Annotated in this window: 21 protein-coding genes, 1 tRNA gene and 1 rRNA gene (1 of these 23 cut by a window edge); 3 read left to right on the forward strand and 20 right to left on the reverse strand. The window is 66.2% G+C overall.

What is annotated here, in order from left to right; genetic code table 11:
* Positions 1-33: 33 nt before the first annotated feature.
* From pcrA to ACYQ0Z_RS02960, 6 genes are all read right to left on the reverse strand, one after another.
* Complete coding sequence (pcrA, locus tag ACYQ0Z_RS02935; protein WP_459865088.1) at positions 34-2,277, reverse strand: DNA helicase PcrA; 2,244 nt, start codon at positions 2,275-2,277, stop codon at positions 34-36.
* Between the two features lie 99 nt (positions 2,278-2,376).
* Entirely contained in the window at positions 2,377-3,087 is a 711-nt protein-coding gene (pcrB, locus tag ACYQ0Z_RS02940) for a heptaprenylglyceryl phosphate synthase (RefSeq protein ID WP_459865090.1), read from the reverse strand.
* A gap of 112 nt (positions 3,088-3,199) precedes the next feature.
* Entirely contained in the window at positions 3,200-4,435 is a 1,236-nt protein-coding gene (locus tag ACYQ0Z_RS02945; RefSeq protein WP_459864271.1) for an MFS transporter, read from the reverse strand.
* Positions 4,436-4,640: 205 nt separating this feature from the next.
* On the reverse strand, positions 4,641-4,997 hold the full coding sequence (locus ACYQ0Z_RS02950; RefSeq protein WP_459864274.1) for a YerC/YecD family TrpR-related protein: 357 nt from the start codon (positions 4,995-4,997) through the stop codon (positions 4,641-4,643).
* Between the two features lie 79 nt (positions 4,998-5,076).
* Positions 5,077-6,108, reverse strand: a complete 1,032-nt coding sequence (locus ACYQ0Z_RS02955) for a DUF3048 domain-containing protein (protein ID WP_459864276.1) — start codon at positions 6,106-6,108, stop codon at positions 5,077-5,079.
* Positions 6,109-6,243: 135 nt separating this feature from the next.
* Positions 6,244-8,022 carry an adenine deaminase C-terminal domain-containing protein gene (locus tag ACYQ0Z_RS02960; protein WP_459864278.1) on the reverse strand — a complete coding sequence of 593 codons (1,779 nt, stop codon included), beginning with the start codon at positions 8,020-8,022 and terminating at the stop codon, positions 6,244-6,246.
* Between the two features lie 220 nt (positions 8,023-8,242).
* Here ACYQ0Z_RS02960 and ACYQ0Z_RS02965 point away from each other — a divergent pair, with 220 nt between their 5' ends.
* Both ACYQ0Z_RS02965 and ACYQ0Z_RS02970 read left to right on the forward strand, forming a co-directional pair.
* Positions 8,243-8,482: a YgaP family membrane protein gene (locus ACYQ0Z_RS02965; protein WP_459864280.1), complete on the forward strand. Its 240-nt coding sequence runs from the start codon at positions 8,243-8,245 to the stop codon at positions 8,480-8,482.
* 48 nt (positions 8,483-8,530) lie between these two features.
* Positions 8,531-8,719: a hypothetical protein gene (locus ACYQ0Z_RS02970; RefSeq protein ID WP_459864282.1), complete on the forward strand. Its 189-nt coding sequence runs from the start codon at positions 8,531-8,533 to the stop codon at positions 8,717-8,719.
* 222 nt (positions 8,720-8,941) lie between these two features.
* On the opposite strand, the gene purD is transcribed toward ACYQ0Z_RS02970, so the two are convergent.
* The 12 genes from purD to purE form a co-directional block, all read right to left on the reverse strand.
* A complete protein-coding gene (gene purD / locus ACYQ0Z_RS02975) occupies positions 8,942-10,213 on the reverse strand; it encodes a phosphoribosylamine--glycine ligase (RefSeq protein ID WP_459864284.1) in 1,272 nt (423 codons plus the stop codon).
* A 38-nt stretch (positions 10,214-10,251) separates the two neighbouring features.
* On the reverse strand, positions 10,252-11,787 hold the full coding sequence (gene purH / locus ACYQ0Z_RS02980; RefSeq protein ID WP_459864286.1) for a bifunctional phosphoribosylaminoimidazolecarboxamide formyltransferase/IMP cyclohydrolase: 1,536 nt from the start codon (positions 11,785-11,787) through the stop codon (positions 10,252-10,254).
* 110 nt (positions 11,788-11,897) lie between these two features.
* Positions 11,898-12,524, reverse strand: a complete 627-nt coding sequence (gene purN / locus ACYQ0Z_RS02985; protein WP_459865093.1) for a phosphoribosylglycinamide formyltransferase — start codon at positions 12,522-12,524, stop codon at positions 11,898-11,900.
* Positions 12,521-13,564, reverse strand: a complete 1,044-nt coding sequence (gene purM / locus ACYQ0Z_RS02990) for a phosphoribosylformylglycinamidine cyclo-ligase (protein ID WP_459864288.1) — start codon at positions 13,562-13,564, stop codon at positions 12,521-12,523. The genes purN and purM overlap by 4 nt, the downstream gene beginning before the upstream one ends.
* Positions 13,561-15,003 (reverse strand): amidophosphoribosyltransferase, encoded by a 1,443-nt coding sequence (gene purF, locus ACYQ0Z_RS02995; RefSeq protein ID WP_459865095.1) that lies wholly within the window; start codon positions 15,001-15,003, stop codon positions 13,561-13,563. Before purF ends, purM begins: the two co-directional genes overlap by 4 nt.
* A gap of 23 nt (positions 15,004-15,026) precedes the next feature.
* Complete coding sequence (gene purL / locus ACYQ0Z_RS03000) at positions 15,027-17,321, reverse strand: phosphoribosylformylglycinamidine synthase subunit PurL (protein WP_459864290.1); 2,295 nt, start codon at positions 17,319-17,321, stop codon at positions 15,027-15,029.
* Positions 17,269-18,006, reverse strand: coding sequence for a phosphoribosylformylglycinamidine synthase subunit PurQ (purQ, locus tag ACYQ0Z_RS03005; RefSeq protein WP_459864292.1), 738 nt, complete (start codon positions 18,004-18,006; stop codon positions 17,269-17,271). Before purQ ends, purL begins: the two co-directional genes overlap by 53 nt.
* Before the next feature lie 2 nt (positions 18,007-18,008).
* Entirely contained in the window at positions 18,009-18,257 is a 249-nt protein-coding gene (purS, locus tag ACYQ0Z_RS03010) for a phosphoribosylformylglycinamidine synthase subunit PurS (RefSeq protein WP_459864294.1), read from the reverse strand.
* Entirely contained in the window at positions 18,251-18,970 is a 720-nt protein-coding gene (gene purC, locus ACYQ0Z_RS03015; RefSeq protein WP_459865097.1) for a phosphoribosylaminoimidazolesuccinocarboxamide synthase, read from the reverse strand. The genes purS and purC overlap by 7 nt, the downstream gene beginning before the upstream one ends.
* 154 nt (positions 18,971-19,124) lie before the next feature.
* The gene (gene purB / locus ACYQ0Z_RS03020; protein ID WP_459864296.1) at positions 19,125-20,420 is read right to left on the reverse strand and encodes an adenylosuccinate lyase; all 1,296 of its coding nucleotides are present in this window, start codon (positions 20,418-20,420) and stop codon (positions 19,125-19,127) included.
* A gap of 92 nt (positions 20,421-20,512) precedes the next feature.
* The gene (purK, locus tag ACYQ0Z_RS03025; RefSeq protein WP_459864298.1) at positions 20,513-21,706 is read right to left on the reverse strand and encodes a 5-(carboxyamino)imidazole ribonucleotide synthase; all 1,194 of its coding nucleotides are present in this window, start codon (positions 21,704-21,706) and stop codon (positions 20,513-20,515) included.
* A 3-nt stretch (positions 21,707-21,709) separates the two neighbouring features.
* Positions 21,710-22,225, reverse strand: a complete 516-nt coding sequence (purE, locus tag ACYQ0Z_RS03030) for a 5-(carboxyamino)imidazole ribonucleotide mutase (protein ID WP_459864300.1) — start codon at positions 22,223-22,225, stop codon at positions 21,710-21,712.
* A gap of 331 nt (positions 22,226-22,556) precedes the next feature.
* On the opposite strand from purE, the gene ACYQ0Z_RS03035 reads away from it, so the two are divergent.
* Positions 22,557-23,243 carry a deoxynucleoside kinase gene (locus ACYQ0Z_RS03035; RefSeq protein ID WP_459864302.1) on the forward strand — a complete coding sequence of 229 codons (687 nt, stop codon included), beginning with the start codon at positions 22,557-22,559 and terminating at the stop codon, positions 23,241-23,243.
* Positions 23,244-23,423: 180 nt separating this feature from the next.
* Here the strand turns inward: ACYQ0Z_RS03035 and ACYQ0Z_RS03040 are convergent.
* Positions 23,424-23,511, reverse strand: a tRNA-Leu gene (locus tag ACYQ0Z_RS03040).
* A 53-nt stretch (positions 23,512-23,564) separates the two neighbouring features.
* Positions 23,565-24,568, reverse strand: a 23S ribosomal RNA gene (locus ACYQ0Z_RS03045) (it continues 1,961 nt past the right edge of the window).

A 24,568-nucleotide genomic window follows, 5' to 3' on the forward strand; every position in this document is an offset into this window, starting at 1 on the left:
CCCGCGCCTCCTTTCCCCTCAAACATGCTCCGGTCACTTCACCTTTTCGATCGGCGCATAGGCGGCCAAGAGCTTCTTCACCCCGGTGGGGGCCGGGAAGGCCACGTCGATCTCCGCTTCGCTGCCGCTGCCCTTCACCTTCACCACGGTGCCGATGCCCCATTTGGCATGGCGCACCTTGTCGCCCGGCTGAAAGACCGTATCCTTGGGTGCGGGAACGCGCCGCTGCGCGGCGCCCATCGCCGCAAACGTCCCCTCTGGCGTCCGCCGCCACCACGGAGCCGGGCGTCCGGCCGACGGCCCCGCCGGGTCGGCCGCCGGACCGCCCACGCGCTGGAGTTCTGCCTCGGGAATCTCGTCCAAGAAACGCGAGGGCACGCCCGGGCGCGTATCGCCGAACAGGGTGCGCCACCGGGCCGAGGTGAGATGAAGCTCCTCCATTGCCCGCGTGATGCCGACGTAGGCCAGGCGCCGCTCTTCCTCCAGGGCCTCGTCATCGGCCAAGGCACGGCTGTGCGGAAAGATCCCCTCTTCCATGCCCACAAGAAAGACGACGGGGAACTCCAGGCCCTTGGCGCTGTGCAGGGTCATCAGCGTGACGGCCTCGGCCGGACCCTCGTCATCGAGCCGGTCGACATCGGAGATGAGGGCCAACTCGGTGAGGAAGGCGACAAGGGACTTGTCCTCGCTCGACGCCTCAAAGTCCTTGGTGACGGTGAGAAACTCGGCGATGTTCTCCAGCCGGCCCAGGGCCTCCGGCGTCCCTTCCTGCCTGAGGGCCTCGCGGTAACCGGTGCGGTCGAGAAGTTCTTCCGTCAACTCCGTCACCGACAGGTACTCGGCCATGGCGGCCAGGTTCTCAATCAACTGCACAAAATCAGCCAGGCGCGCAGCCGTCTTGCCGCTCACACCCGCCTCCTCGGCTCGCTGCATGGCGCGGAAGAGGGAAAGGCCTTGCTCCGCGGCGAAAGCGGCCAGCTTCTCCAGCGTGACCGCGCCGATGCCCCGCTTGGGCACGTTGACGATGCGCTGCAGGCTGATGTCGTCATCGGGATTGGCCACCAGGCGCAGGTAGGCGATCAGGTCCTTGATCTCCTTACGCTCGTAGAACTTGATGCCGCCCACGACGCGGTAGGGAATGCCGGCCTTCATCAGCGCCTCTTCCAGTGCGCGCGACTGGGCGTTGGTGCGGTACAGCACGGCAAAGTCGGACAACTTCCGCCCCTTGGCCTGCCCCTCGCGGATGCGGTCGACGACGTAGAGGGCCTCGTCGACCTCGGTCTCGGCCTCGTAATAGCGGATCGGCTCGCCCTCAGGGTTGGCCGTCCATAGCTCCTTTGGCTTTCGCAACGCGTTGTGGGCAATCACCGCGTTGGCCGCGCGCAGGATGCGCTTGGTGGACCGGTAGTTTTGCTCCAGCTTGATCACGGCGGCGTCGGGGAAATCGGCCTCAAAATCGAGGATGTTGCGGATGTCCGCCCCGCGCCAGCTGTAAATCGACTGGTCGCTGTCGCCCACCACACACAGGTTGCGATGCCGATCAGCCAGCATCCGCACCAGGAGGTACTGGGCACGGTTGGTGTCCTGGTACTCGTCGACATGGATGTAGCGGAACTTGTTCTGGTAGTATCCGAGCACATCGGCGTGCGCTTCAAAGAGGCGCACGGTCACGAGCAGGAGGTCGTCAAAATCCAGGGCGTTGTTGCGCTTCAGCTTCTCCTGGTACAAGGCGTACAGTTCGGCGACGACCCGGTCATAGGGGGTTTGCGCCGCCCTGGCAAAGCGCTCCGGGTCTTTCAGCTCATTCTTGGCATAAGAAATGGCCGCCAGCACCGCACGCGGGTCATAACGCTTGGCGTCCAGGTTCTTTTCCTTGAGGCACTCCTTCAGCACCGCAAGCTGGTCGGACGGGTCGAGGATGGAAAAGTGCGTCGTATACCCCATCCGCTCGATGTCGCGGCGCAGGATGCGCACGCACATGGCGTGAAAGGTCATGATCCAGCAGTCCTTCGCCGCCGGGCCGACGAGGTGGGCGATCCGCTCCTGCATCTCCCGCGCCGCCTTGTTGGTGAAAGTGATGGCCAAGAGGTTCCACGGCGGGACCCCTTTCACCCCCAGCAAGTAGGCCACACGGTGGGTGAGCACGCGCGTTTTGCCCGATCCAGCCCCAGCCAGGATGAGCACCGGTCCCTCGATGGTCAACACTGCTGTGCGCTGCTGGTCGTTGAGGCCGGAAAGCAGCCGGTCCACCTCGCCAAGTTGTACCGTCACATCCATCACCTTCCGCCCACTTCTGGTTTCCCCTGTGGCCGCTTCGGGCCCCTCCGCTGTGTCCGTACAAACCCATTGGGGCAACCGAGCCCCGAATGCCCGGTCTTATACGTCCACGGTGTTCACCGGGGTTTCCTTGACCGCCGCCACCGTCGCCAGCGCCCCCTCAAGTTTCGCGTACACCGCGTTGCCGACGACAACCGTATCGGCCACGCGGGCCATCGCCCGCGCCACTTCGGGGCCGTCCACACCGCCGCCGTAAAAGAGGCGGGCGCGCGTCAACACGCGGCGCACCTCCCGCACCAGGTTCACGTCTCCGCGCGTCCCGCTGTATTCGATGTACACCACCGGAAGCGACAAGAGCCGTTCCGCCAGCACGGCATAGGCCGCCGCCGTTTCCACGTCCAGGGAAGCGTCGCTTCGCGTCAGGCGCGCCACCTTCGCCTCCGGATTGAGCACGATGTACCCTTCCACAACCAGCTCATCCCACCGAATGAGACGGCCCAGGCGGCGAATGGCCTCCATGTGCGGACGCAAGAGCCAATCGGGGTCCCCCGCATTAAGCACGAGGGGCACAAGGTAGCCGTCAAAGCCGGGCACCACCGCATCCAGCGAAGAGATTTCTTGCACACACGGGACAGCGTAGCGCCGCACACGGGCCAGCAGCTCCACCGTATTGTCGAAGGTGACGCCGTCGGTGCCGCCGATGACGATGGCGTCGGTACCCGACTCGCACACCGCTTCCAGCGCATCATCCGACAGCGGCTTGTTCGGATCCAGCTTGAACACGTGCCGCCACGCGCCCACATCCATGATTCGCTCCTCCTTTTGCGCTACGGTTATTCTACCATCCCGCACCGATTTCGCAACGACAAGCCGCTGTTCGGCCCCACAAAAAAAGCGGTCCGCGCGAAGCGGACCCTGCCGGTCACCATGGCGGCCGGCGCCCGGATTTTACCGCGTTCACCGGACGGCTTTCCCGGCCAAAGCCGGCCACCACTAGCGCGCCCAGCACCATCACGGCAAAAAACGCACCGAATATCCACGCAAACCCCACCCCCGCGCCGATAGCCAGCCCCACCAGGTAGGGCGCCGCGATGCTGCCCAACCGGCCGAATCCGGCCGCCCAGCCCGTTCCCGTGGCGCGAATGCGCACCGGGTACTGCTCGGATGTGTATGCGTAAATGGCGCCCCAAGCGCCGAGGTTGAAAAACGATAGGGCCAGGCCAAAGGCCAGCAGCATCCCCAGCGAGTCGGATAGCCCGAACCCCAGGGCGGACAGCGCCGCCAGAAGAAGATAGGCCACCACCGTCGGTTTGCGCCCCCACCGTTCCACCAGGTAGGCGGCACTGAGGTAGCCGGGGATTTGCGTCAACGTCATGATGAGCACGTATGCAAAGCTGCGCACGAGGGTGTAGCCCTTGAGCACCATCACCGAGGGCAGCCACAGGAACATGCCGTAATAGGAAAAGTTGGCTGCAAACCACAGCAGCCATAGCACCGCCGTCTGCCGCCGGAATTCCGTCCCCCACAGCCTGCTGACCTGCCCAAACAACGATGGGCGTACCGCCTGTCGCCGGAACGCCGGCGTCTCCGGTAGCCGTCGGCGCAGGTAAACCGCATACAGCGCCGGAAGGGCCCCGATCAAAAAGCCGGCCTGCCACCCGAACGCAGGAATGATGAAATACGAAACAAAGGCGGCCACCAGCATGCCGACGGCCCAGAAGCTGTTCAGGTACACCACTGCACGGCCGCGCGAAGATTCCGGCGCCGATTCCAACACATAGGTGGTGGCGACCGGCAATTCACCGCCCAATCCCATGCCGGCCAGAACGCGCAGCACAAGCAAGACGGCGACGGTTCCGGCCAAGGCACTGGCACCCGTGGCCAAGCTGTACAGCATGAGCGTCCAGACGAAGAGCCGCCGGCGGCCGAAGCGGTCCGCCAATAATCCGGCTAAGGCGGCCCCAACGGCCATACCGATAAAATTGACGCTCCCCAACAGACCGGTAATGTTGGGCGCCAGTCCCCAGTCCTCGGCTAACGCGGCGAAGATGAACGCCAACATCCCCACTTCCATGGCGTCAAAAAGCAGGCCAACCCCACACAGTCCCAAAAGACGCCAGGAAAGCGGGCGGGACTTCCGCGCGGTCTGTCCCCCCATCCGTTCTCACCTTCCCCGGTTCACTCGCCCCATCCGGCATCCCAACAGGGCGTATTCCACCCTATGCACAGCGGCGGGCGCCGGTTCCTGCTCTCCTGTCCCTGCACAAAAAAATGTGGCCACGTACGGTGCGCGGCCTTGCTGATCACCGGACACGATCGAAAAACAAAACCGCCTAGACCACACCGTGGCCTAGGCGTCGGTTTTACGCGTCCCCTCCGTCACGGGACGGGGGCGCTGTTTCCGAAGACGCGCGCCCTTCCACCCCTCTTGCTTCCTCCAGTCGCGCCAACACCATTTCGTATCCATCATTTCCGTAGTTGAGGCAGCGCTTGACGCGCGAAATGGTCGCCGTGCTGGCGCCCGTCTCCATCTCAATCTGGCTGTACGTATAGCCCTTTCGCAACATGCGCGCCACTTCCAGCCGCTGCGCCAGCGAGTGAATCTCGTTTACCGTGCACAGATCGTCAAAAAACCGGTAGCACTCCTCTACGGTCCGCAGGGTCAGGATGGCTTCAAACAATTGATCCACTTCGCGGCGCTTCAACTTTTCCAGGGGCATTCCGTTCACTCCTTCCCCCGGTTCCCGTACGTTTCGACTGCAGAACATCACCGTACGAAAAACTCGTCCGAACGATAGTTTACTCGTAACGAACACTGGCTGTCAAACCCGGGTTCGTGGGGACGATGTTCACCCAGGTGTTTCCGGGATAGAGCGGAATCTCCGTTCCGTCTTCCCCATACACGCGTAACACGCCGTTCGCCCGCTCCCACGTACCCGTCCGCATCACCCCACGCTGAAACACGTAGGCGCGGCCGGGTCCCGCAAGGTCGATTTCACGCCGCCCAGCGGCGTCCAGCACGCGGTGCTGGGCTTCGAGGACGATCACGTTCACTGCCGTGAGCATCTCGCCGGTTGTGCGGTCGCGGTGCAGCTTCCCCTGCGTTAGGCGCCTGTACACCTGGCGAGCGGCATCGTATTCGTATCCGCAGCGGTACGTCGCCGCATAGCGAATCTCCACCTTCCGCGCCGGCGCCCCGACCGGGTCCTGGCGCGGGTCGTCCACGAAGGGCAGGCGCGGCAGCTTGCCAACGTCGGCATACCCCTTGTCGGCCATGGCCCGGCGAATGCGTGTCAGGTCGGTATACAGGTTGTGCGGGGCTTTCCGCGACGGGTCCCGCCAGAAATAGCGGGGATTGTGGATTTCGTCCAGGTGGGCGTACCCTCCTTCCCGCAACAGCGCCAGCGCATCGGGGCTGCCTCCGGCGTGCACCATGACGGCGTCAAACCCTTCCCCCAGCTCGACATAATACGGCCGGATGCTGCGTACCGGCCCGATCACCTCGGGCGCCTGGCTGTGGTAGATGGCGGCAAAGCGGGTGATGTCCCCTTCCGCCAACACCTCGTAGACGATGTCCGCCTTGTCGAGACCCGACTGGGGGCGGGCCTTCGGGGCGTTGTTGATCATGACCATAATCGCGCGGTGCTCGACGGGCACGGCCGTCACCTGCCCCGTCAGCGGCGCCACGACCGTCGGCCCTTCCGCCCCCGGCGTTTCCGTCTCGCTGGGCGCCTGCGGTGACGGTTCCGGCACCGATTTTGTTTCGTCGCGGCATCCGCCGGCCAGAAGAGCGAACGTGATCATCAGCGCGACAACGATCCCTTTGCGCATGCGGTCTCCCTCTTCTCCTACGATGGGGTTGTCCCTTTTTCTGTTCGCGCGATCGGAATCCAATTCCTGCTCTTTTGTTCCAGGTACACGTACAGAGAGGTTGACACGGGAAAGGCACTGGAGGGCTTCTGGCCCTCACCTTTGCCCGTGCTCCAACAGGCGTGAGGGAACGAGCATGCGCTTTTGCTTCACGTCATAAAGACCGTCGGGCGTAAAGCGAAGCGCCGGCAAATGCGTCGAGGAAAAGAAAAACAGCGAATACAGCGGATCGGTATGGCCATACCCGCGCTGACGCAGCAGGGTCACCAGCTGTTCGGTCCGCTCCATCAGCTCGTCCATCGGCAGATCGCTCATGCATCCGCCGAGGGGAAGCGGGAGGCGGTACACCTCCCGCCCGCCGTCGACAAGCACAATGCCTCCGCCCATTTCGCACACGGCATCCACGGCGCGGGCCATGGCCTTCCGATCGCGCCCCAGCACCATCAGGTCACCGGAACCGGAAAAGGAACTGGCCAAGGCGTCAAAGAGGCCAAAGCCACGGACAATGCCCGTCGTCACCCAATGCCCGTCTGCGCTAAGCAACGCCGCATGCAGTTCTCCGCGATCCGGATCGGGCACCACCTCGCCGTCCCGAACGGCGGGAACATCACGACTCACCCGTGTGATCACGGCGTTCACCAGTTCCATCACCGGAAACGGGAAGCCCGGATCGATCACGCGGAACCAGTCCGGGTCAGCCGGCGCCACGCGGGGCGCATATCGGCAGAGCGCCGGGTAGCGCGACCAATCGAGGGACGGTGGCGCGTCAACCAGCCGGCCGTCTTGCACGCGTAAGCGGCCGCCGCTCATCACGTGCACCGGGGTGGGGTTGGCCAGGTCCTCCAAAAAGTTGATGTCGGCAACGCGTCCCGGGGCGATGCCGCCGATGTCACCGTCCAGCCCGTAGTAGACGGCGACGTTGAGTGTCGCAGCGCGGTAGGCGGCCAACGGTGGCAGGCCGGCGGCCAAAGCCTCGCGCAACACGGCGTCCAGAAATCCTTCCCGCAAAAAGGGGGGCGGCGAGCCGTCGGTGGTCAGCATGAGACGGCTGGTGAGGTCGATGCCACTGGCGACGAGCTCGCGCACAAGGGTTGGCACGTCGGGCCGGATCGACGAATGACGCAGCGTCGCGTACAGGCCGAGGCGCAGGCGCCGCAGGGCCTCCTCGCCGTTGATCGCCTCATGGCACGCCGTCACCCCGGCCGCCGCCACGGCGTTGAGCGTCTCGACGGACGCCCCGGGGTGATGCCCCTCGACGCGCTTGCCGAGGGTCCGCGCGCGGTCGACACCGGCGACGAGGGCCGCATCGCCGGCAAGAAGGTCGGGCCACGCCGTCAGCTCGCCGGCCTGCAACACAGCGGGATGGGCCAACAGGCGGCCGGTCCGCTCCGGCGTGTACCGCCGGCGCAGCAGTGACGAGTCGGTTTGCGGGTCGAGACGCACCCACCACCACATGCGCACCGGCAGCTCGGCCGTCTCGTCCCAAAATGCCTCCAGCTCCTCCACGTCGAGCCTGTGGAACAGGAACAGGTTGTCGTTTACCATCCCCGTTGTCCCATGGCGCAAGGCGAACGCCGCCAACGCGAACGGGTTGTACAGCAAAAACGGATGGGCATGGGGTTCAAGATAGCCCGGCACGAGGATGAGGCCGTCGGCGTCGATGATGGCGGTTTCATCGTTCACGTTCGGCGTTTTCTCGCCGACGTAGGCAATGCGGTCGTCACACAGGACCACCTCGGCCCGGAGCAGTTCGCCGGTGTACACGTTGAAGACGCGCCCGCCGCGAATCCACGCGGTGGCCGGGCACCGGCGCATCGCCACCTCGGTCAGGCGGCGCCGACGTTCAGCCGTGAGAGGGGGGATGGGCGTTTTCATCGCGTCCTCCTTGTCCTGTCGTATTGTTCGACGGTTTCGACGTGTCGAATCGTTCCGTCTCTTCCCATTGTACCATACCGGCGGGCGTCCGCCCGCGTGGCTGGTGTTTGTTTCCAACATTTTTCCAATCCGACGAGGGCTTGGGCCTTCCGGGATCGGCTCATACTAAACCGGGATCGACTCATCCTAAACTTGAAACACACAGGGAGGAGGGTGCGCTGTGAAGAAAAACGTCGGAACCCTCGACGCCATGATCCGGCTCGTTGCCGGGTTTACCGGGCTGGCCTGGGCCATCGCCATGGCGTCCCGGCCGTTCTCGCGCCCGCCTGTCGGGCTGATGCTGCTCTCGGCGCTGAAGATCGCCGAAGGGCTGACGCGTTGGTGTCCCATGTTGGCCTTGATGGGGGCCAACACACGTGAGCTGGACCGGAACGCGATGAAACGCGGTCGGTTCGGGTAATGCGCTACGGCGAATTCGTTTTTCCTGACGGACAAGGAGGGAAGGCCTTTGGTCCCCCAAAGCCGCCTCGACCAGTGGATTGCCTATGAATGGCTGAGCGACAACCTGTTTTCCCTGCTCTTGGTCGGGCTCTCCGTCGTGCTGGCCATCGCCCTGTGGATGGGCATCCGGCGCCGCGACGGGTGGTACACCCGCCGCGCGGCTCTGCGCCGTCGCGGCAGTAAAGACGAAACGTAGGCAACTCCTGACGGTGGGGCAATGCGCGATGCCCCTTGAGCAGGTACAACGGGCCATCCGGTCCCTCCACCACGTCGCGAATGCGCCCGAACCGATGGGGAAACAAAGCGGTACCCGCAGGACCTCCCGAGAATCGCTTCCGATACCTTCCACCAGCCGTTTGTCTCTTTTGCGGTTTGTCCACGCGAAGGCGCAGCCTACGCCGGCGCGGCGGACGCTCCCCTACCCCTTCGCCATCAGCGCCCGGCTCCCGATGTCGGTGCGGTAGTGCATGCCCTCGAAGCGGATGCGCGCGGCGTTGGCGTACGCCTTCTGCTGGGCCTCGGCCAGCGTGGCCCCGAGGGCCGTTACGCCAAGAATACGCCCGCCGCTCGTGACGAGAGCCTCACCGTCTCGCTTCGTCCCGGCGTGGAAGACGAGCACGTCGGGGTCGACCCGGTCGAGTCCGGAAATGGCCTTGCCCACCTCGTAGCCGTGCGGATAGCCGCCCGAAGCGAGAACGACGCACAGGGCCGCCTCGTCGCGCCACTCCAGCGCCACCTCTTCGAGACGCCCCTCCACGACGGCGAAAAGCACCTCCAGGAGGTCCGTCTTCAGCCGCGGCAGGACCACCTGGGTCTCCGGGTCGCCGAAGCGGGCGTTGAACTCGATCACCTTCGGCCCGTCTGCCGTGACCATCAGGCCGGCGTACAGTACGCCGGTGAAGGGACAGCCCTCCCGCGCCAGCGCCGCGGCCATCGGCCTCAAGATGCGCGCCTCGGCGGCCGCAATGACGGCCGGGTCCATCTGCGGCACCGGTGAGTAGGCGCCCATGCCGCCGGTATTGGGCCCGCGGTCGCCGTCGAACACCGGCTTGTGGTCCTGGGCCGGCACCATCGGGCGCACTGTCTCCCCGTCGACGAAGGCCATCAGGGAGAGCTCCTCCCCTTCCAGGCATTCCTCGATCACCACGCGTGATCCGGCAGCGCCAAAGGCACCATCCCGCATCGCCCGGCGGAGCGCCTCCTCCGCCTCGGCCACCGTGCGGGCCACCGTCACTCCCTTGCCGGCGGCCAGCCCGTCGGCCTTGACAACAATGGGCGCCCCCTTTTCCCGCACGTAGGCCAGCGCCGCCCCGTAATCGTCAAAGACGGCGTAGTCGGCGGTGGGGATGCCGTGCTGCTGCATGATCCGCTTGGCAAAGGCCTTGCTGCTCTCCACCTGCGCCGCCGCGCGCGTCGGCCCGAAAATGGGCAGGCCCCGGGCGCGGAAGAAGTCGACGATGCCCGCGGCAAGGGGCGCCTCGGGGCCCACCACCGTCAGGCCGATGCCCTCGTCCTGGGCGAATCGGGCCAGCGCAGCCAAATCGGTTTCCTTAATCGGCACGCAGGTGGCCACCTCGGCGATACCGCCGTTCCCCGGCGCGCAGTACACCCGCTCCACGTGAGGGCTTTGGGCCAGCGCCCAGCACAGGGCGTGTTCCCGGCCGCCTTGCCCGACCACCAACACCTTCATCGCCGTTTCCCCTCCTCGTCAACCCCATTGGCAGCGCCTCAGTGACGGAAGTGGCGCACGCCGGTAAACACCATGGCGATGCCGTAGCGGTTGGCCTCGGCGATGGAATCCGCGTCGCGAATTGAGCCACCCGGTTGGATGATGGCCGTCACGCCGGCCTTGGCCGCCTCTTCCACCGTGTCGGGCATGGGGAAGAAGGCGTCCGAGGCCAGCACCGCGCCCTTGGCCTTCTCGCCGGCCTGGGCGAGAGCGATGCGCGCTGCGCCGACGCGGTTCATCTGCCCGGCGCCCACGCCGAGGGTCTGGCCGTCCTTGGCCACGACAATGGCGTTGGACTTGACATGCTTGACCACCCTCCAGGCGAAAAGCAGGTCGCGCAGCTCCTCCGCCGTCGGCACCCGCTCGGTAACCACGCGCAGGTCGGCCTCCGTCAGCTCGCGCACGTCGCGCGTCTGCACGAGAACACCGCCAGCCACGCTCACCAGGCGACGCTCCGGCACCGGCCGGTCCGGAATGGCCACACGCAGGAGGCGCAAATTTTTCTTCGCCTTCAGCACGGCGAGGGCCTCTGGTGCGAAATCGGGGGCAATGACGATTTCCAGAAACACCTCGCGCATCGATTGCGCCGTTTCCTCGTCGATGGGCCGGTTGGCGGCGATGATGCCGCCGAAGATGGACACCGGATCGGCCTCGTAGGCCCGCCGCCACGCCTCGAGGAGGGTCTCCCCCGTGCCCACGCCGCACGGGTTGGTGTGCTTGACGGCAACAACGGCCGGCTCGGCAAACTCCTGCACAAGGGCCAGGGCGGCGTCGGCGTCGAGGATGTTGTTGTACGACAGTTCCTTGCCGTGCAGCTGCTCCGCCGCGGCCAGCGTTCCCGGGCGCCGGTCGGGCGTACGGTAAAAGGCCGCCTGCTGGTGCGGGTTTTCCCCGTAGCGCAGGTCCTGCACCTTCTCCACGGCCAACGTGAAGGTCTCCGGCCACACCTCACCCGTCTGCTCGGTCAGGTACTGGGCCACAGCGGCATCGTAGGCGGCGGTATGACGGAAGGCCTTGGCCGCCAGCCGGCGGCGCGTCTCGGGGTCCACCTCGCCCCGCGCCTTGAGCTGTTCGAGGACGAGGGGATAATCCGCTGCGTCGGTCACCACTGTTACGTAGGCGTGGTTTTTCGCCGCCGCGCGCACGAGGCACGGCCCGCCGATGTCAATCTGCTCGACGGCCTCCGCCAGCGTCACGCCCGGCTTGGCGATCGTCTCCCGGAACGGGTAGAGGTTGACGACGACCAGGTCGATAGGCCGAATGCCGTGCTCGGCGAGCTGCCGCCGGTGCTCGGCGTTGTCGCGAACGGCCAAAATGGCCCCGTGGACGCGCGGATGCAACGTCTTGACGCGCCCGTCGAGAATTTCCGGAAACCCGGTCACCTCGGAGATGGCCGTCACCGGCACGCCTGCTTCGCGCAACACGCGGGCCGTTCCGCCGGTGGAGACGATCTCCACCCCCAGTGCCGCCAGTTCACGGGCAAACGGAATCAGGCCCGTCTTCTCCGACACGCTGATCAACGCTCGCTGGATCACGTCCGTCTCCTCTCCTTCCGTTCCTCGTTCCGCTACCGCTTCCGCTTCCTTCGCGCACGTTACCCACCGTTCCTCCTAACGTGCCGCAACCCGTTCCCGACGGCCACCCGTCAACCGGCCGCTCCCTCCGGGATCGACAACACCCGCACGCGGCGGCCTTCCCCGCGCCGCACACGCCCCTCGATCAGCCACTGCACCACCTGCGGCAAGAGCTCGTGCTCGACGGCATGGATGCGCGCCGCCAGCGCCTCCGGCGTGTCGTCCTCTTCCACCGGTACGGCCCGCTGGGCGATGATGGGCCCGGTGTCCATGCCGGCGTCGACGAAGTGGACCGTCACCCCCGTCACCTTCACGCCGTGGGCGAGGGCCTGGCCGATGGCGTCTTTCCCGGGAAACGCGGGGAGAAGGGACGGGTGGAGGTTGATCATCCGCCCCTCGTAGGCGGAAAGGAGCGTCGGGCCGACGAGGCGCATGTACCCGGCCAGGACGACCAGCTCGACCCTGCGCGCCGCCAGTTCCGCGAGGATGGCCCGCTCATAGGCCGCCTTGTCGGGGTAGGCCTTCGGGTGGAACGCGAAGGTCGGCACGCCGAGCCGCTCCGCCCGCTCGAGCACCGGCGCACCGGGGCGGTCACACACCAGGAGAACGATCTCACCGTTCACCTTCCCCGCGCGCGCGGCGCGCACCAGGGCTTCAAAATTGGAGCCGCTCCCGGAGGCGAAAACGGCGATCCTCACGCCCACCGCACCCCCCCGAAGACAACGCCGCCCTCGCCGCGGCCAACCCGGCCGATGCGGTAGGCGCGATGGCCCACCTCCGCGGCCGCTCGCACCACATCGTCGGCCTCGTCCTCCGGCACGACGAGGACCATGCCGATGCCCATGTTAAAGGTGTTCACCATGTCGCGACGATCGAGGCGCCCCGCTTCCTCGATCAGGGTGAAAATGGGCGGAACGGGCCACGCCCCCCAATCGATCTCCGCCCGCGTGCCCGGCGGCAGGATGCGGGGCACGTTTTCGACAAAACCGCCGCCGGTAATGTGCGCCATGCCGCGCAGGTCGAAACGCCCGCGCAGGGCGAGGACCGCCCGCACGTAAATCGCCGTTGGCGTGAGCAGCTCCTCGCCCAGCGTCCGGCCGAGGGCAGGCACGTAGTCGTCGAGGGCCATCCCCTGCTCTTCCAGCAGCACCCTGCGCACGAGGGAGAAACCGTTGCTGTGCAGCCCCGTCGAGGCCAGGCCCACCAGCGCATCACCTGCCCGGATGCGCGAGCCGTCGACGAGGCGGTCGCGCTCGACGACGCCGACACAAAAGCCGGCGATGTCGTAGGCGCCGGGCGGGTAGAAGCCCGGCATCTCCGCCGTCTCCCCGCCGATGAGGGAACAGCCGGCTTGTACGCAGCCGTCAGCCAGGCCCTTGACAATGGCCTCCACCTGGGCCGGGTCGAGCTTGCTGCAGGCGAGGTAGTCCATGAAAAAGAGCGGCTCGGCCCCTTGCACGACAACATCGTTGGCGCACATGGCCACGCAGTCGATGCCGATCGTGTCGTGGCGTCCGGTGGCAAAGGCGATCTTCAGCTTCGTGCCCACGCCGTCGGCCCCGGCGACGAGCACCGGCTGGCGATAGCGGAAGACATCGAGCTGGAAGAGGGCGCCGAAACCGCCGATGTCGCCCAACACCTCCGGTCGATAGGTGCGCCGCACATGGACCTTGATGCGCCGGACCGCCTCATAGCCCGCCGCCAGGTCCACGCCGGCGCGCTTGTACGCTTCGCTCACACGTCTTTCCCCCTGTCCCGTCTACTTTTCTCCGCGATGCACGCTTCCGTTTCGCGCGGTGCATCCTCGCCGATCTCCGTCGGGTAGCATCCGGTGAAGCAGGCCAGGCAGTGGCCGTGGTCCGCCGCGTTGTCCGGACGCCCGATGGCCTCCAGCATCCCTTCGAGGGACAGAAAATACAGCGAGTCGGCGCCGATGGCCCGGCGGATTTCCTCCACCGACCGCGTGGCGGCGATCAGCTCCTCGCGCGTCGAGGTGTCGATGCCGTAGAAGCACGGATAGCGAACCGGCGGCGAGCTGATGCGCACGTGCACTTCCTTCGCCCCGGCCTCGCGCAGGAGCTGGACGATGTGCCGGCTGGTCGTGCCGCGGACGATGGAGTCGTCGATCATGACCACACGCTTGCCGGCCACCACCTGGCGCACGGCGGACAGTTTCATGCGCACGCCCTGGGCGCGCAGCACCTGCGTCGGCTGGATGAAGGTGCGCCCGACGTACCGGTTTTTGATCAGCCCCAGCTCGTAGGGAATGCCCGTGGCCTCGGCGTAGCCGATGGCCGCGGAGATGCTCGAGTCGGGCACGCCGGTGACCACATCGGCGTCGACGGGGGCCTCCTCGGCCAGCCGGCGCCCGAGGCGCTTGCGGGCCAGGTGGACGTTGATGCCGCCGACGTCGCTGTCCGGACGAGCAAAGTAGATGTACTCAAAGGTGCAGATGGTCCGCCGCGGGCAGGCGGAAAACCGCTCGCGGGAAAGCCCCCCTTCGTCGATGACGAGGAGCTCGCCGGGCTCCACGTCGCGCACGTAGGTCGCACCGACGGCGTCAAAGGCACACGTCTCCGACGCCACCACGTAGCCCTCGCCGAGCCGCCCGAGGGACAGCGGGCGGATGCCGTTGGGATCGAGCGCCACAATGAGCCGGCGTTCCGTCATCACCAGCAGGGCGTAGGCCCCCTGGATCCGGGCGAGGGCGTGGCGCAGACCGTCGACAATGTCCGCGCGACCCGACCGGGCAATGAGGTGGGCGATCACCTCGGTGTCGCTCGAGGTCTGAAAGAGCGACCCTTGCCGCTCCAGCCGGCGTTTGATGCGGCGATAGTTGACCAGGTTGCCGTTGTGGGCCAGGGCCAGGCTGCCCGCCCCCGTGGTGAAGACGAGGGGTTGGGCGTTTTCGAGGCGGCTCTCCCCGGCCGTGGTGTAGCGCACGTGGCCGATGGCCATATGCCCCCGCAGCTTGGCCAGGTGCGCGGCGTCGAACACCTCCGTCACCAGCCCCATGCCGCGGTGGAAGGTGAAGCGCGTCCCGTCGGAGGCGCAGATGCCGGCGCTCTCCTGGCCGCGGTGCTGCAGGGCATGCAGGCCGTAGTAGGTGAGGCGCGCCGCCTCCGGATGGCCGTAGACGCCGAAAACGCCGCACTCCTCATTCCATTCGTCCCACATCATCCCGTCGTCCTCGCATCCCCTCAGCCGTTCATTCGCGCAGGAATGGCGTTGGTCCATGCGTCCTTCAGCTCCTTGAGCGTGCGCATCACCGCCACCTGCCCGTTGATCGCGATGACCAGATCCTCGCCGCCGGTCTCGCCGATGTCCGCGCAGGGCACGCCGCGTTCCTCCGCCAGGGCCATCACGTCGGCCACACGGCTTGCGGGCACACTAATGAGCACCCGCGACGGGCTCTCGCTGAAAAGAAGGAAATCCGGCCGCAGGTCTGTCTCCAGTTCCACGCGGGCGCCGACACCACCGCTAATGGCCATCTCCGCCAGGGCCACACCCAGCCCGCCCTCGGACAGGTCATGGGCCGCCGTCACCCAGCCGCGGCGGATCGCCTCCAGGACGGTGCGCTGCACGGCCCGTTCCCGTTCGAGATCAAGCTTCGGCGGCCGACCGGCAATGGTACCGCGCACCAGCTTCTGGTACTCGCTGCCGCCGAGATCGTCGGGGGCGGTTTCCCCGAGGAGGAGGATGCGCGCGCCGGCGCCCTTGAACGCCTGGGTGGTGATGTGGGCCACGTCTTCAATGAGCCCGACCATGCCGACGATGGGCGTGGGGTACACTGCCGCACCGTTCGTCTCGTTGTAGAAACTGACGTTGCCGCTGACCACCGGCGTCCCAAGGGCTTCGCAGGCGCGGGCCATGCCCTCGACGGCGCGGACGAACTGCCAGTAGATGCCCGGCTTCTCCGGGTTGCCAAAATTGAGACAGTTGGTCAGGGCCAGGGGTTCGGCGCCGGCGCACACCACGTTGCGCGCCGCCTCGGCCACGGCGAGGGCCCCGCCGGCCAACGGGTCGAGGTACACGTAGCGCCCGTTGCCGTCGGTGGAAAAGGCCAGCGCCTTGCGCGTCCCGCGGATCCACACCACCGCCGCGTCGGATCCCGGGCACACCGCTGTCTGTGCCTGCACCTGGTGGTCGTACTGCCGGTACACCCATTCCTTGCTGGCAATTGTTGGCTGGGCGAGCAGGCACGTGAGCACCGCGCCGAGGTCCTCCGGCTCCGGCAGGTCGGTAACGTCCACCTTGGTCTGCTCGCGGAAGTAAGCCGGTTCCACCACCGGCCGCGTGTACACCGGGGCCCCGTCGGTCAGGGCCTTCACCGGCACCTCGGCCGCCACCGCGCCCCGGTGCCGCACGCGGAGCAGGCCGTCGCCGGTCACCCGGCCGATCACCGCCGCATGGAGGCCCCACTTGCGGCAGACGGCCAGCACCTCCTCCTCTTTCCCCTTTTCCACCACGAGCAGCATGCGCTCCTGCGACTCGGACAGCATCATCTCGTAGGGCGTCAGGTTCGGCTCGCGCTGCGGCACTCGGTCGAGGTCGAGCTCAATGCCGCACCCGCCCTTGCTGGCCATCTCGGCGCTCGACGAGGTGAGACCGGCCGCACCCATGTCCTGGATGCCGAGGACGAGACCGCGGTCGATCAGCTCCAGGCACGCCTCGAGGAGCAGCTTCTCGGCGAAGGGATCGCCCACCTGCACCGCCGGCCGCTTCTCCTCCGACGCCTCCGAAAGCTCCTCCGAGGCAAAGGTGGCGCCATGGATGCCGTCGCGTCCCGTGGCCGAACCCACGTACACCACCGGATTGCCCGCCCCGCGGGCCACGCCCTTTCGGATGTGCTCGTGCCGCAGGAGGCCGACGCACATGGCGTTAACGAGGGGGTTACCCTCGTAGCACGGGTCGAAGACCACTTCCCCGCCCACGGTGGGGATGCCGACGCAGTTGCCGTAGTGGGCAATACCGGCCACCACCTGCTCGAAAAGATAACGCACGCGGGGGCTGTCCAGCTCGCCGAAACGCAAGGCGTTGAGCAGGGCAATCGGCCGGGCACCCATGGAGAAGACGTCGCGGATAATCCCGCCCACACCGGTGGCCGCGCCCTGGAACGGCTCGACGGCCGAGGGGTGATTGTGGCTTTCGATTTTAAACACCACGGCCAGCCCGTCGCCGATGTCGACGATGCCCGCTCCCTCGCCCGGCCCCTGCAGTACGCGCGGCCCCGTGGTCGGAAAGCGTTTCAAGACGGGCTTGGAATTCTTGTAGCTGCAGTGCTCCGACCACATGACAGCGAAGAGACCCGTTTCCGTGTAATTGGGCCGCCGGCCGAGAAGCCGCACCGCCCGCGCGTACTCGTCGTCGGTCAGCCCCATTTCCCGATACAACTTCCGTTCGGCGATCTCGTCAGCCGTCGGCTCGCGACGCTCCGCTCGGTCAGGTTGCTCCGCCGGTGTCGTGCCGCCCGCCGTGAGCCGTTTTTGCGACATGGCGCTCCCCTCCCGTCCGTTCCTTCCAGTACCGCAGCAGCGACGTGAAGACGCGGCGGCCATCGGTCGAGCCGAGCAGTGCATGCACGGCCCGCTCCGGGTGCGGCATCATGCCCAGCACGTTGCCCCGCTCGTTCGCAATCCCGGCGATATGGTCCACCGACCCGTTGGGATTGGCGCCGACGTAGCGGAACACGACGCGGTTTTCCGCCCGGAGCCGCTGCAGCGTCGCCTCGTCGCAGTAGTAGTTCCCCTCGCCGTGGGCGATGGGGATGCGGATGTGCTCGCCCGGCGCGTAGTCCAGCGTAAAGGGCGTGCGGTTGTTCTCCACGCGCAGGGTGACCGTCTCGCAGCGGAACTTGAGCGACGCGTTGCGCCGCATCGCCCCGGGCAAAAGCCCTGCTTCCAGAAGAATCTGAAAGCCGTTGCACACCCCGAGGACCGGTTTGCCCGCATCCGCCGCCTTCACCACTTCCCGCATCACCGGCGCGAAACGGGCGATGGCCCCGGCACGCAGGTAGTCACCGTAGGAAAACCCGCCCGGCAGGAGGATGGCGTCGTAGGCGGACAGATCGGTGGCCGTGTGCCACACGGTGTCGACCGGCTCGCCCAGGCAGTCGGCGACGGCGCGGACCATGTCAACGTCACAGTTGGAACCGGGAAAGACGATCACGGCCACGCGCACGGTCATCCCTCCACCCGCTCAATCCGGTACGACTCGATCACCGGATTGGCGAGGAGCCTGTCGCACATCTCCTTCAGGCGTGCGGCGGCCCATTGCCGGTCGTCGGTATCCAGGTTGAGCTCGATCACCTTGCCGATGCGCACCTCGGCCACCTCGCCGTACCCCAAGGCGTGCAGGGCGCGTTGCGTCGCCTGGCCCTGGGGATCGAGCACCCCGTCCTTCAGCGTCACGACCACGCGGGCTTTCACCATCCGCCATCCCCCCCGATGCGCTTCCAGATTTCCGCGTACGCCTCCACAACGCCGCCCAGGTCCCGGCGAAAGCGATCCTTGTCCAGCTTCTCCCCGCTTGCGGCGTCCCAGAACCGGCACGTGTCCGGGGAGATCTCGTCGGCCACGAGCAGCTCGCCCTCCGCCGTGACGCCGAACTCCAGCTTAAAGTCGATGAGGCGGATGCCCCGCTGCGCCAGATACGGCATAAGCGCGTCGTTCACCGCCAGGGCCAACGTCCACATCTGGGCCAACTGCTGGGGCGTGGCCAGGCTCAGCACGGCGATGTGGTCGTCGTTCACCAGCGGATCGCCGAGGCGATCGTTTTTGTAGTAGCATTCCACCACCGGTTTCGGCAGGATCGCGCCCTCCGCAAGGCCGAGCCGCTTGGCCAGCGAGCCGGCGGCCACGTTGCGCACTACTACCTCGAGGGGCAGGATCGCCACCTCGCGCACCAGCTGCTCCGTCGGCGAGAGCAGGCGTAGGAAGTGGTTGGGGATGCCGCGCTCGGTCAGGAGGGCGAACAGGCGGGCACTGATCCGGTTCGCCAGCGCTCCCTTCCCCTCGAGAACGGACCGTTTTTCCCCGTTGAACGCCGTGGCGTCGTCCTTGAAGACAATCCACAACGCCCCCGGCACGTTGGTGCGGTACACCTTCTTGGCCTTGCCCTCGTAGAGGAGCGCGCCCTTGGTCACCTCGCGCAGGTCGGGGGCCGCTTCCCGCCGCGCGGCCCGGTGTTGTGCCGTCGCACGTTGTTCCTCCGCCATAGGGTTTTCCCTCCTCGATCGCCGCCCCGGCGGCCCGTGTCGCGGGCCGCCGGGACTGCTCGTGCGCTGCGGCCCGTCTCCATCAGTCGAGGCCGAGGCGCCGGAAGATGGTGTCCACGTGCTTCAGATGCCAGCGCGGGTCAAAGCAGTTGGCCAGCTCCTCCGGCGACAGGTGCGCCGTGATGGCCGGGTCGCTTTCCAGAATTTCGCGGAAGGAGCGCTCCTCCTCCCACGCCTGCATCGCCCGCGGCTGGACGAGATCGTAGGCCGCTTCCCGGCTGAGGCCCTTGTCAATGAGGGCATGAAGGACGCGCTGGGAATAGATGAGGCCGTAGGTCCTCTCCATGTTCCGCTTCATGTTCTCCGGGAAAACGGTGAGGTTCTCCACGATGTCGGCGAAGCGGTTGAGCATGTAGTTAAGCAGGATCGTCGCGTCGGGCAGGATAATCCGCTCCACCGAGGAGTGGGAGATGTCCCGCTCGTGCCACAGAGGCACGTTTTCGTAGGCCGCCAGCATGTGGCCGCGGATGACCCGCGCCAGGCCGGAGATGTTCTCCGAACCGACCGGGTTGCGCTTGTGCGGCATGGCCGACGAGCCCTTCTGCCCGGCGTAGAACTTCTCCTCCACCTCACGGATCTCGCTGCGCTGCAGGCCGCGGATCTCCACGGCGAACTTCTCCAGCGACGTGGCGATGAGGGCCAGCGTGCTCAGGTAGTGGGCGTGGCGGTCGCGCTGCAACGTCTGCGTCGAGATCGGCGCGGGCTCAAGGCCCAGCTTGTGGCACACGTACTGCTCGACGAAGGGGTCGACGTTGGCATAGGTGCCCACCGCCCCGGAAATCTTGCCGACCTCCACCATCTTCCGCGCATAGCGAAAGCGCTCCAGGTTGCGCTGCATCTCGGCGTACCACAGGGCCATTTTCAGCCCGAAGGTGGTCGGCTCGGCATGAACGCCGTGGGTGCGGCCCATCATCACCGTGTACTTGTGTTCAACGGCTTTCCGTTTCAGCACGCCAATCAGCCGTTCGATGTCGCGCTCGAGGATGGCGTTAGCCTGCTTCAGGAGGTACCCGAGGGCCGTGTCCACCACATCAGTGGAGGTGAGGCCGTAGTGGACCCATTTTTTCTCCTCGCCGAGGGTCTCCGACACGGCGCGGGTGAACGCCACCACGTCGTGGCGCGTTTCCCGCTCGATCTCGTGGATGCGCCGGATGTCAAAGGAGGCATTTTCCCGCAGCTTGCGCACATCCTCCTGCGGAATGACACCCAGCTCGGCCCACGCCTCGCAGGCCAGGAGCTCCACCTCCAGCCAGGCGCGAAACTTGTTCTCCTCCGTCCAGATGGCGCCCATCTCCGGGCGTGTATAGCGTTCGATCATCCCGTCTGTCCTCCCTCGCATGCTCCCGTGCTGCACGGTTCACAGAAATGGATCCCGATCGGCTGCCGGGCGTTTCGCGCGGCCGCGAACCCTCATCCGTCGCGCCCGGCCTGTTCGTTGCCGGCATCGACGACATCCCACACGTCGAGGGCGCGGGCCACGGCGAGGGCCTCGTCCACCGAATCGGCGACAATGTTGACATGGCCCATTTTCCGTATCGGCCGGGCCTCCGCCTTCCCATACAGGTGCACCTTGACCCGGCCGTCGAGGTAGGGAAGCCGCTGGAGCAGGCGCGGCAGGTGCGCCCCAAGCACGTTGACCATGACGACGGGCGTGAGGAGCCGCACGTCACCGAGGGGCAGGTTGCAGACAGCCCGCAGGTGCTGCTCGAATTGCGACGTCACGCAGGCATCCATCGTGAAATGACCGGAGTTGTGGGGCCGCGGCGCCAGCTCGTTGACGCGCAGGGCGCCGTCAGCCGTCAGGAACATCTCCACGGCCAGGAGCCCGACGGCGTTCAAGCGCTCAGCAGCGACGCAGGCCAGCTCCGTCGCCTGCCGCGCCGTCATCTCGTCGACACGAGCCGGTACCATCGTCGTGCGCAGGATGCCCGATACGTGCACGTTTTCCGCCACCGGAAAGGAGCGCATCGTGCCATCCTGCCGACGGGCCACCACCACCGACAGTTCCTTGACGAAGGGCACCCAGGCCTCCAGTACGAGAGGGCCTCGCCCCGCCAGGTCGGCGTAGGCCGGCCCGGCCTCCTCCCGCGCGCGGATGACGCGCTGTCCCTTGCCATCGTACCCCCCGGTGGCCGTTTTCAGCACGGCGGGAAGGCCCAGCTCGTCGAGGGCCCGTTCGAGATCGGCCCGGCTGGCCACCTCCCGAAACGGCGCCACCGGAATGCCGGAGGCTTCCAGGGCCCGCTTTTCCATCAGGCGATGCTGGGTGATGCGCAGCAGGCGGCTGCCCTGCGGCACGTGGGCGCACGCCTCCAGCTCCGCCACAACCTCGGCATCCAGGTGCTCAAACTCGTAGGTGATCACATCGGCCCGCGCGGCGAGCGCGCGCGCCGCGTCCCGGTCGGCGAAGGAGGCGAGAATCTGCTGGTCGGCCACCTGGGCGGCCGGAGCGTCCGGCGTCGGGTCCAGCACAACGAAACGGTACCCCATCTGCCGGCCGGCCAGGGCCAGCATGCGGCCCAGCTGTCCCCCGCCGAGTATGCCCACGGTGCTGCCCGGTAGCACCACAGAAGCAGGGGTTACCCGATCGGCACAGCGTTTCACCGCTCACGCCTCCCGCGGATCGGCCTGCTCCAGCACCTGTCGCCGGAGCTCCTCCCGCCGTTCGGCCAGCCGCCGGCGGATTTCCGGATATTTGATCCCGAGAATCTCCGCGGCCAAGATCCCGGCGTTGACTGCGCCTGCCTTGCCGATGGCCACCGTGGCTACCGGGACGCCGCCGGGCATCTGCACGATGGACAGCAGCGAATCCAGTCCCTTGAGGGCCCGCGATTCCACCGGCACACCGATCACCGGCAGCACCGTCTTGGCCGCCACCATACCCGGCAGGTGGGCCGCCCCGCCGGCCCCGGCAATGATCACCTCCAGGCCGCGGTCCGCCGCTGTCTCCGCATAGCGGAACATTTCATCCGGCGTGCGGTGGGCCGACACCACGCGCACCTCATGGGAAACGCCCAGCTCATCCAGCACCGCACACGCCTCACGCATCGTCTCCCAATCCGAACGGCTGCCCATGATCACGCCCACCAGCGGCTGCTGCCCTTCCGCGCCGATCTGCGGCATGGTTCCCTCCGTCCTTTCCGTACTGTTTCACGCATTTCCGCTTTTATTGTTCGTGAATACTTGAACATCCTTTAAACCGTTTCCATACTTCATTCGTCTTGCCCTTTCAGTGTACCGTCTCGCCCGGCGGATGTCAACCAATTCCCGAACATTACTCGGATGGATTTCTAATAAGGTTCGCTTTTTTAAGCGGCACCACGCAAGCTGGCGCCGATCCCGGGAACGAATTCCGGAGGGAGAATGAGGCCCCCGGCGGGTACAGACCCGTTCACCGTATGGTACAATGAATGACGTTTGCGCCAACGCCAACCACGCCGAGGAGGGCGGAACGATGTCCGGCACGCCGCTGCGCCACGCTTACCGCATCCCCGATGATGCCATCATTGCCATCGGGGGGACCGTCGGCGTCGGCAAATCGACGCTCACCCGTTGCCTCGCCGCCGCACTGGGCTTCCGTGCGTCCCTGGAAAAGGCGGACAACCCGTATCTGCCGCGCTTTTACACCGACCAGCGGCGCTGGAGTTTCCACCTGCAGGTCTATTTTCTCGCGGAACGCTTCAAAGAACAAATGCACCTGTTCCAATCCGGCGGCGGGGTTGTCCAGGACCAGACTATCTACGAGGATGCCGGCATATTTGCCCGCATGCTGTACGAAAACGGCTTGATGGCTCCGGAAGATTACCGCACGTACACGCTGCTGGCCGACGCGATGATGATGACACCGTATTTCCCGCACCCGGACGTGCTCATCTACCTGGAAGGTCCGCTGCCGCTCATCCTCGATCGCGTGGCCCGGCGCGGGCGTCCCGCGGAACGGAATGCCCCGGTGGCGTACTGGGAAGAGCTGTATCGCCGGTATGACGAGTGGATCCGCACCTTTCGCGCCTGTCCCGTCGTCCGTGTCGACATCCGCGACTACGACGTGGCCGATGCAGCCTCCATCGAGCGCATCGTCGCCCGCATCGCCCCCCATCTGCGGCGCACGCCACGCCCCTCCTCGCGCTCCCGCCTGACATGAACGCCGGGAATCCGTCCGGCGAAATGGAGACAAAGGGTCCTGGCCGCCGCCATGCGACCAGGACCCTCAATGCATCTTTCAACCTGCTTTGGCCAGCGGGAGAACCCCAGCGGCCGGCAGAAGGCCAAAAGGCAAAACCCCACTGCCCAACGTGAGCAGTGGGGAAGCGCTCTATATGTATGGTGCGGGAGAGAGGACTTGAACCTCCACGGCCTCAACGGCCACTAGATCCTGAGTCTAGCGCGTCTGCCAATTCCGCCACTCCCGCTCGATGAAGGAAAGGGTTTGCACCCTGAAAACCGGACCGCGGGGTGTGGGGAGTGGGTTAAGCCCTCGACCGATTCGGACCCGTCGGCTGAACGCGTTACCGCGCTTACACCTCGGGCCGATCGACCTCGTCATCTCCGAGGGGTCTTACCCGGTTAACCCGGTGGGAAATCTGATCTTGAGGGGGGCTTCGCGCTTAGATGCTTTCAGCGCTTATCCCGGCCGCACATGGCTACCCAGCGGTGCCCCTGGCGGGACAACTGGTACACCAGCGGTGCGTCCACCCCGGTCCTCTCGTACTAGGGGCAGCTCCTCTCAGATTTCCTGCGCCCGCGACAGATAGGGACCGAACTGTCTCACGACGTTCTGAACCCAGCTCACGTGCCGCTTTAATGGGCGAACAGCCCAACCCTTGGGACCGACTTCAGCCCCAGGATGCGACGAGCCGACATCGAGGTGCCAAACCTCCCCGTCGATGTGGACTCTTGGGGGAGATCAGCCTGTTATCCCCGGGGTAGCTTTTATCCGTTGAGCGATGGCCCTTCCACGCGGGACCACCGGATCACTAAGCCCGACTTTCGTCCCTGCTCGACCTGTCGGTCTTGCAGTCAGGCTCCCTTCTGCCTTTGCACTCGACGCGCGATTTCCGACCGCGCTGAGGGAACCTTTGGGCGCCTCCGTTACCGTTTAGGAGGCGACCGCCCCAGTCAAACTGCCCGCCTGACACTGTTCCCCGACCGGGTGACGGTCGCGGGTTAGAATTTCGGTACGGCCAGGGTGGTATCCCACCGGCGCCTCCGCCAGGCCTGGCGGCCTGGGTTCGCAGGCTCCCACCTATCCTGTACAGGCCGCACCAAAATTCAATATCAGGCTGCAGTAAAGCTCCACGGGGTCTTTCCGTCTAGTCGCGGGTAACCTGCATCTTCACAGGTACTACGATTTCACCGGATCCCTCGCCGAGACAGTGCCCAAGTCGTTACGCCTTTCGTGCGGGTCGGAACTTACCCGACAAGGAATTTCGCTACCTTAGGACCGTTATAGTTACGGCCGCCGTTTAC

This window comes from Calditerricola yamamurae (genome assembly GCF_054654135.1).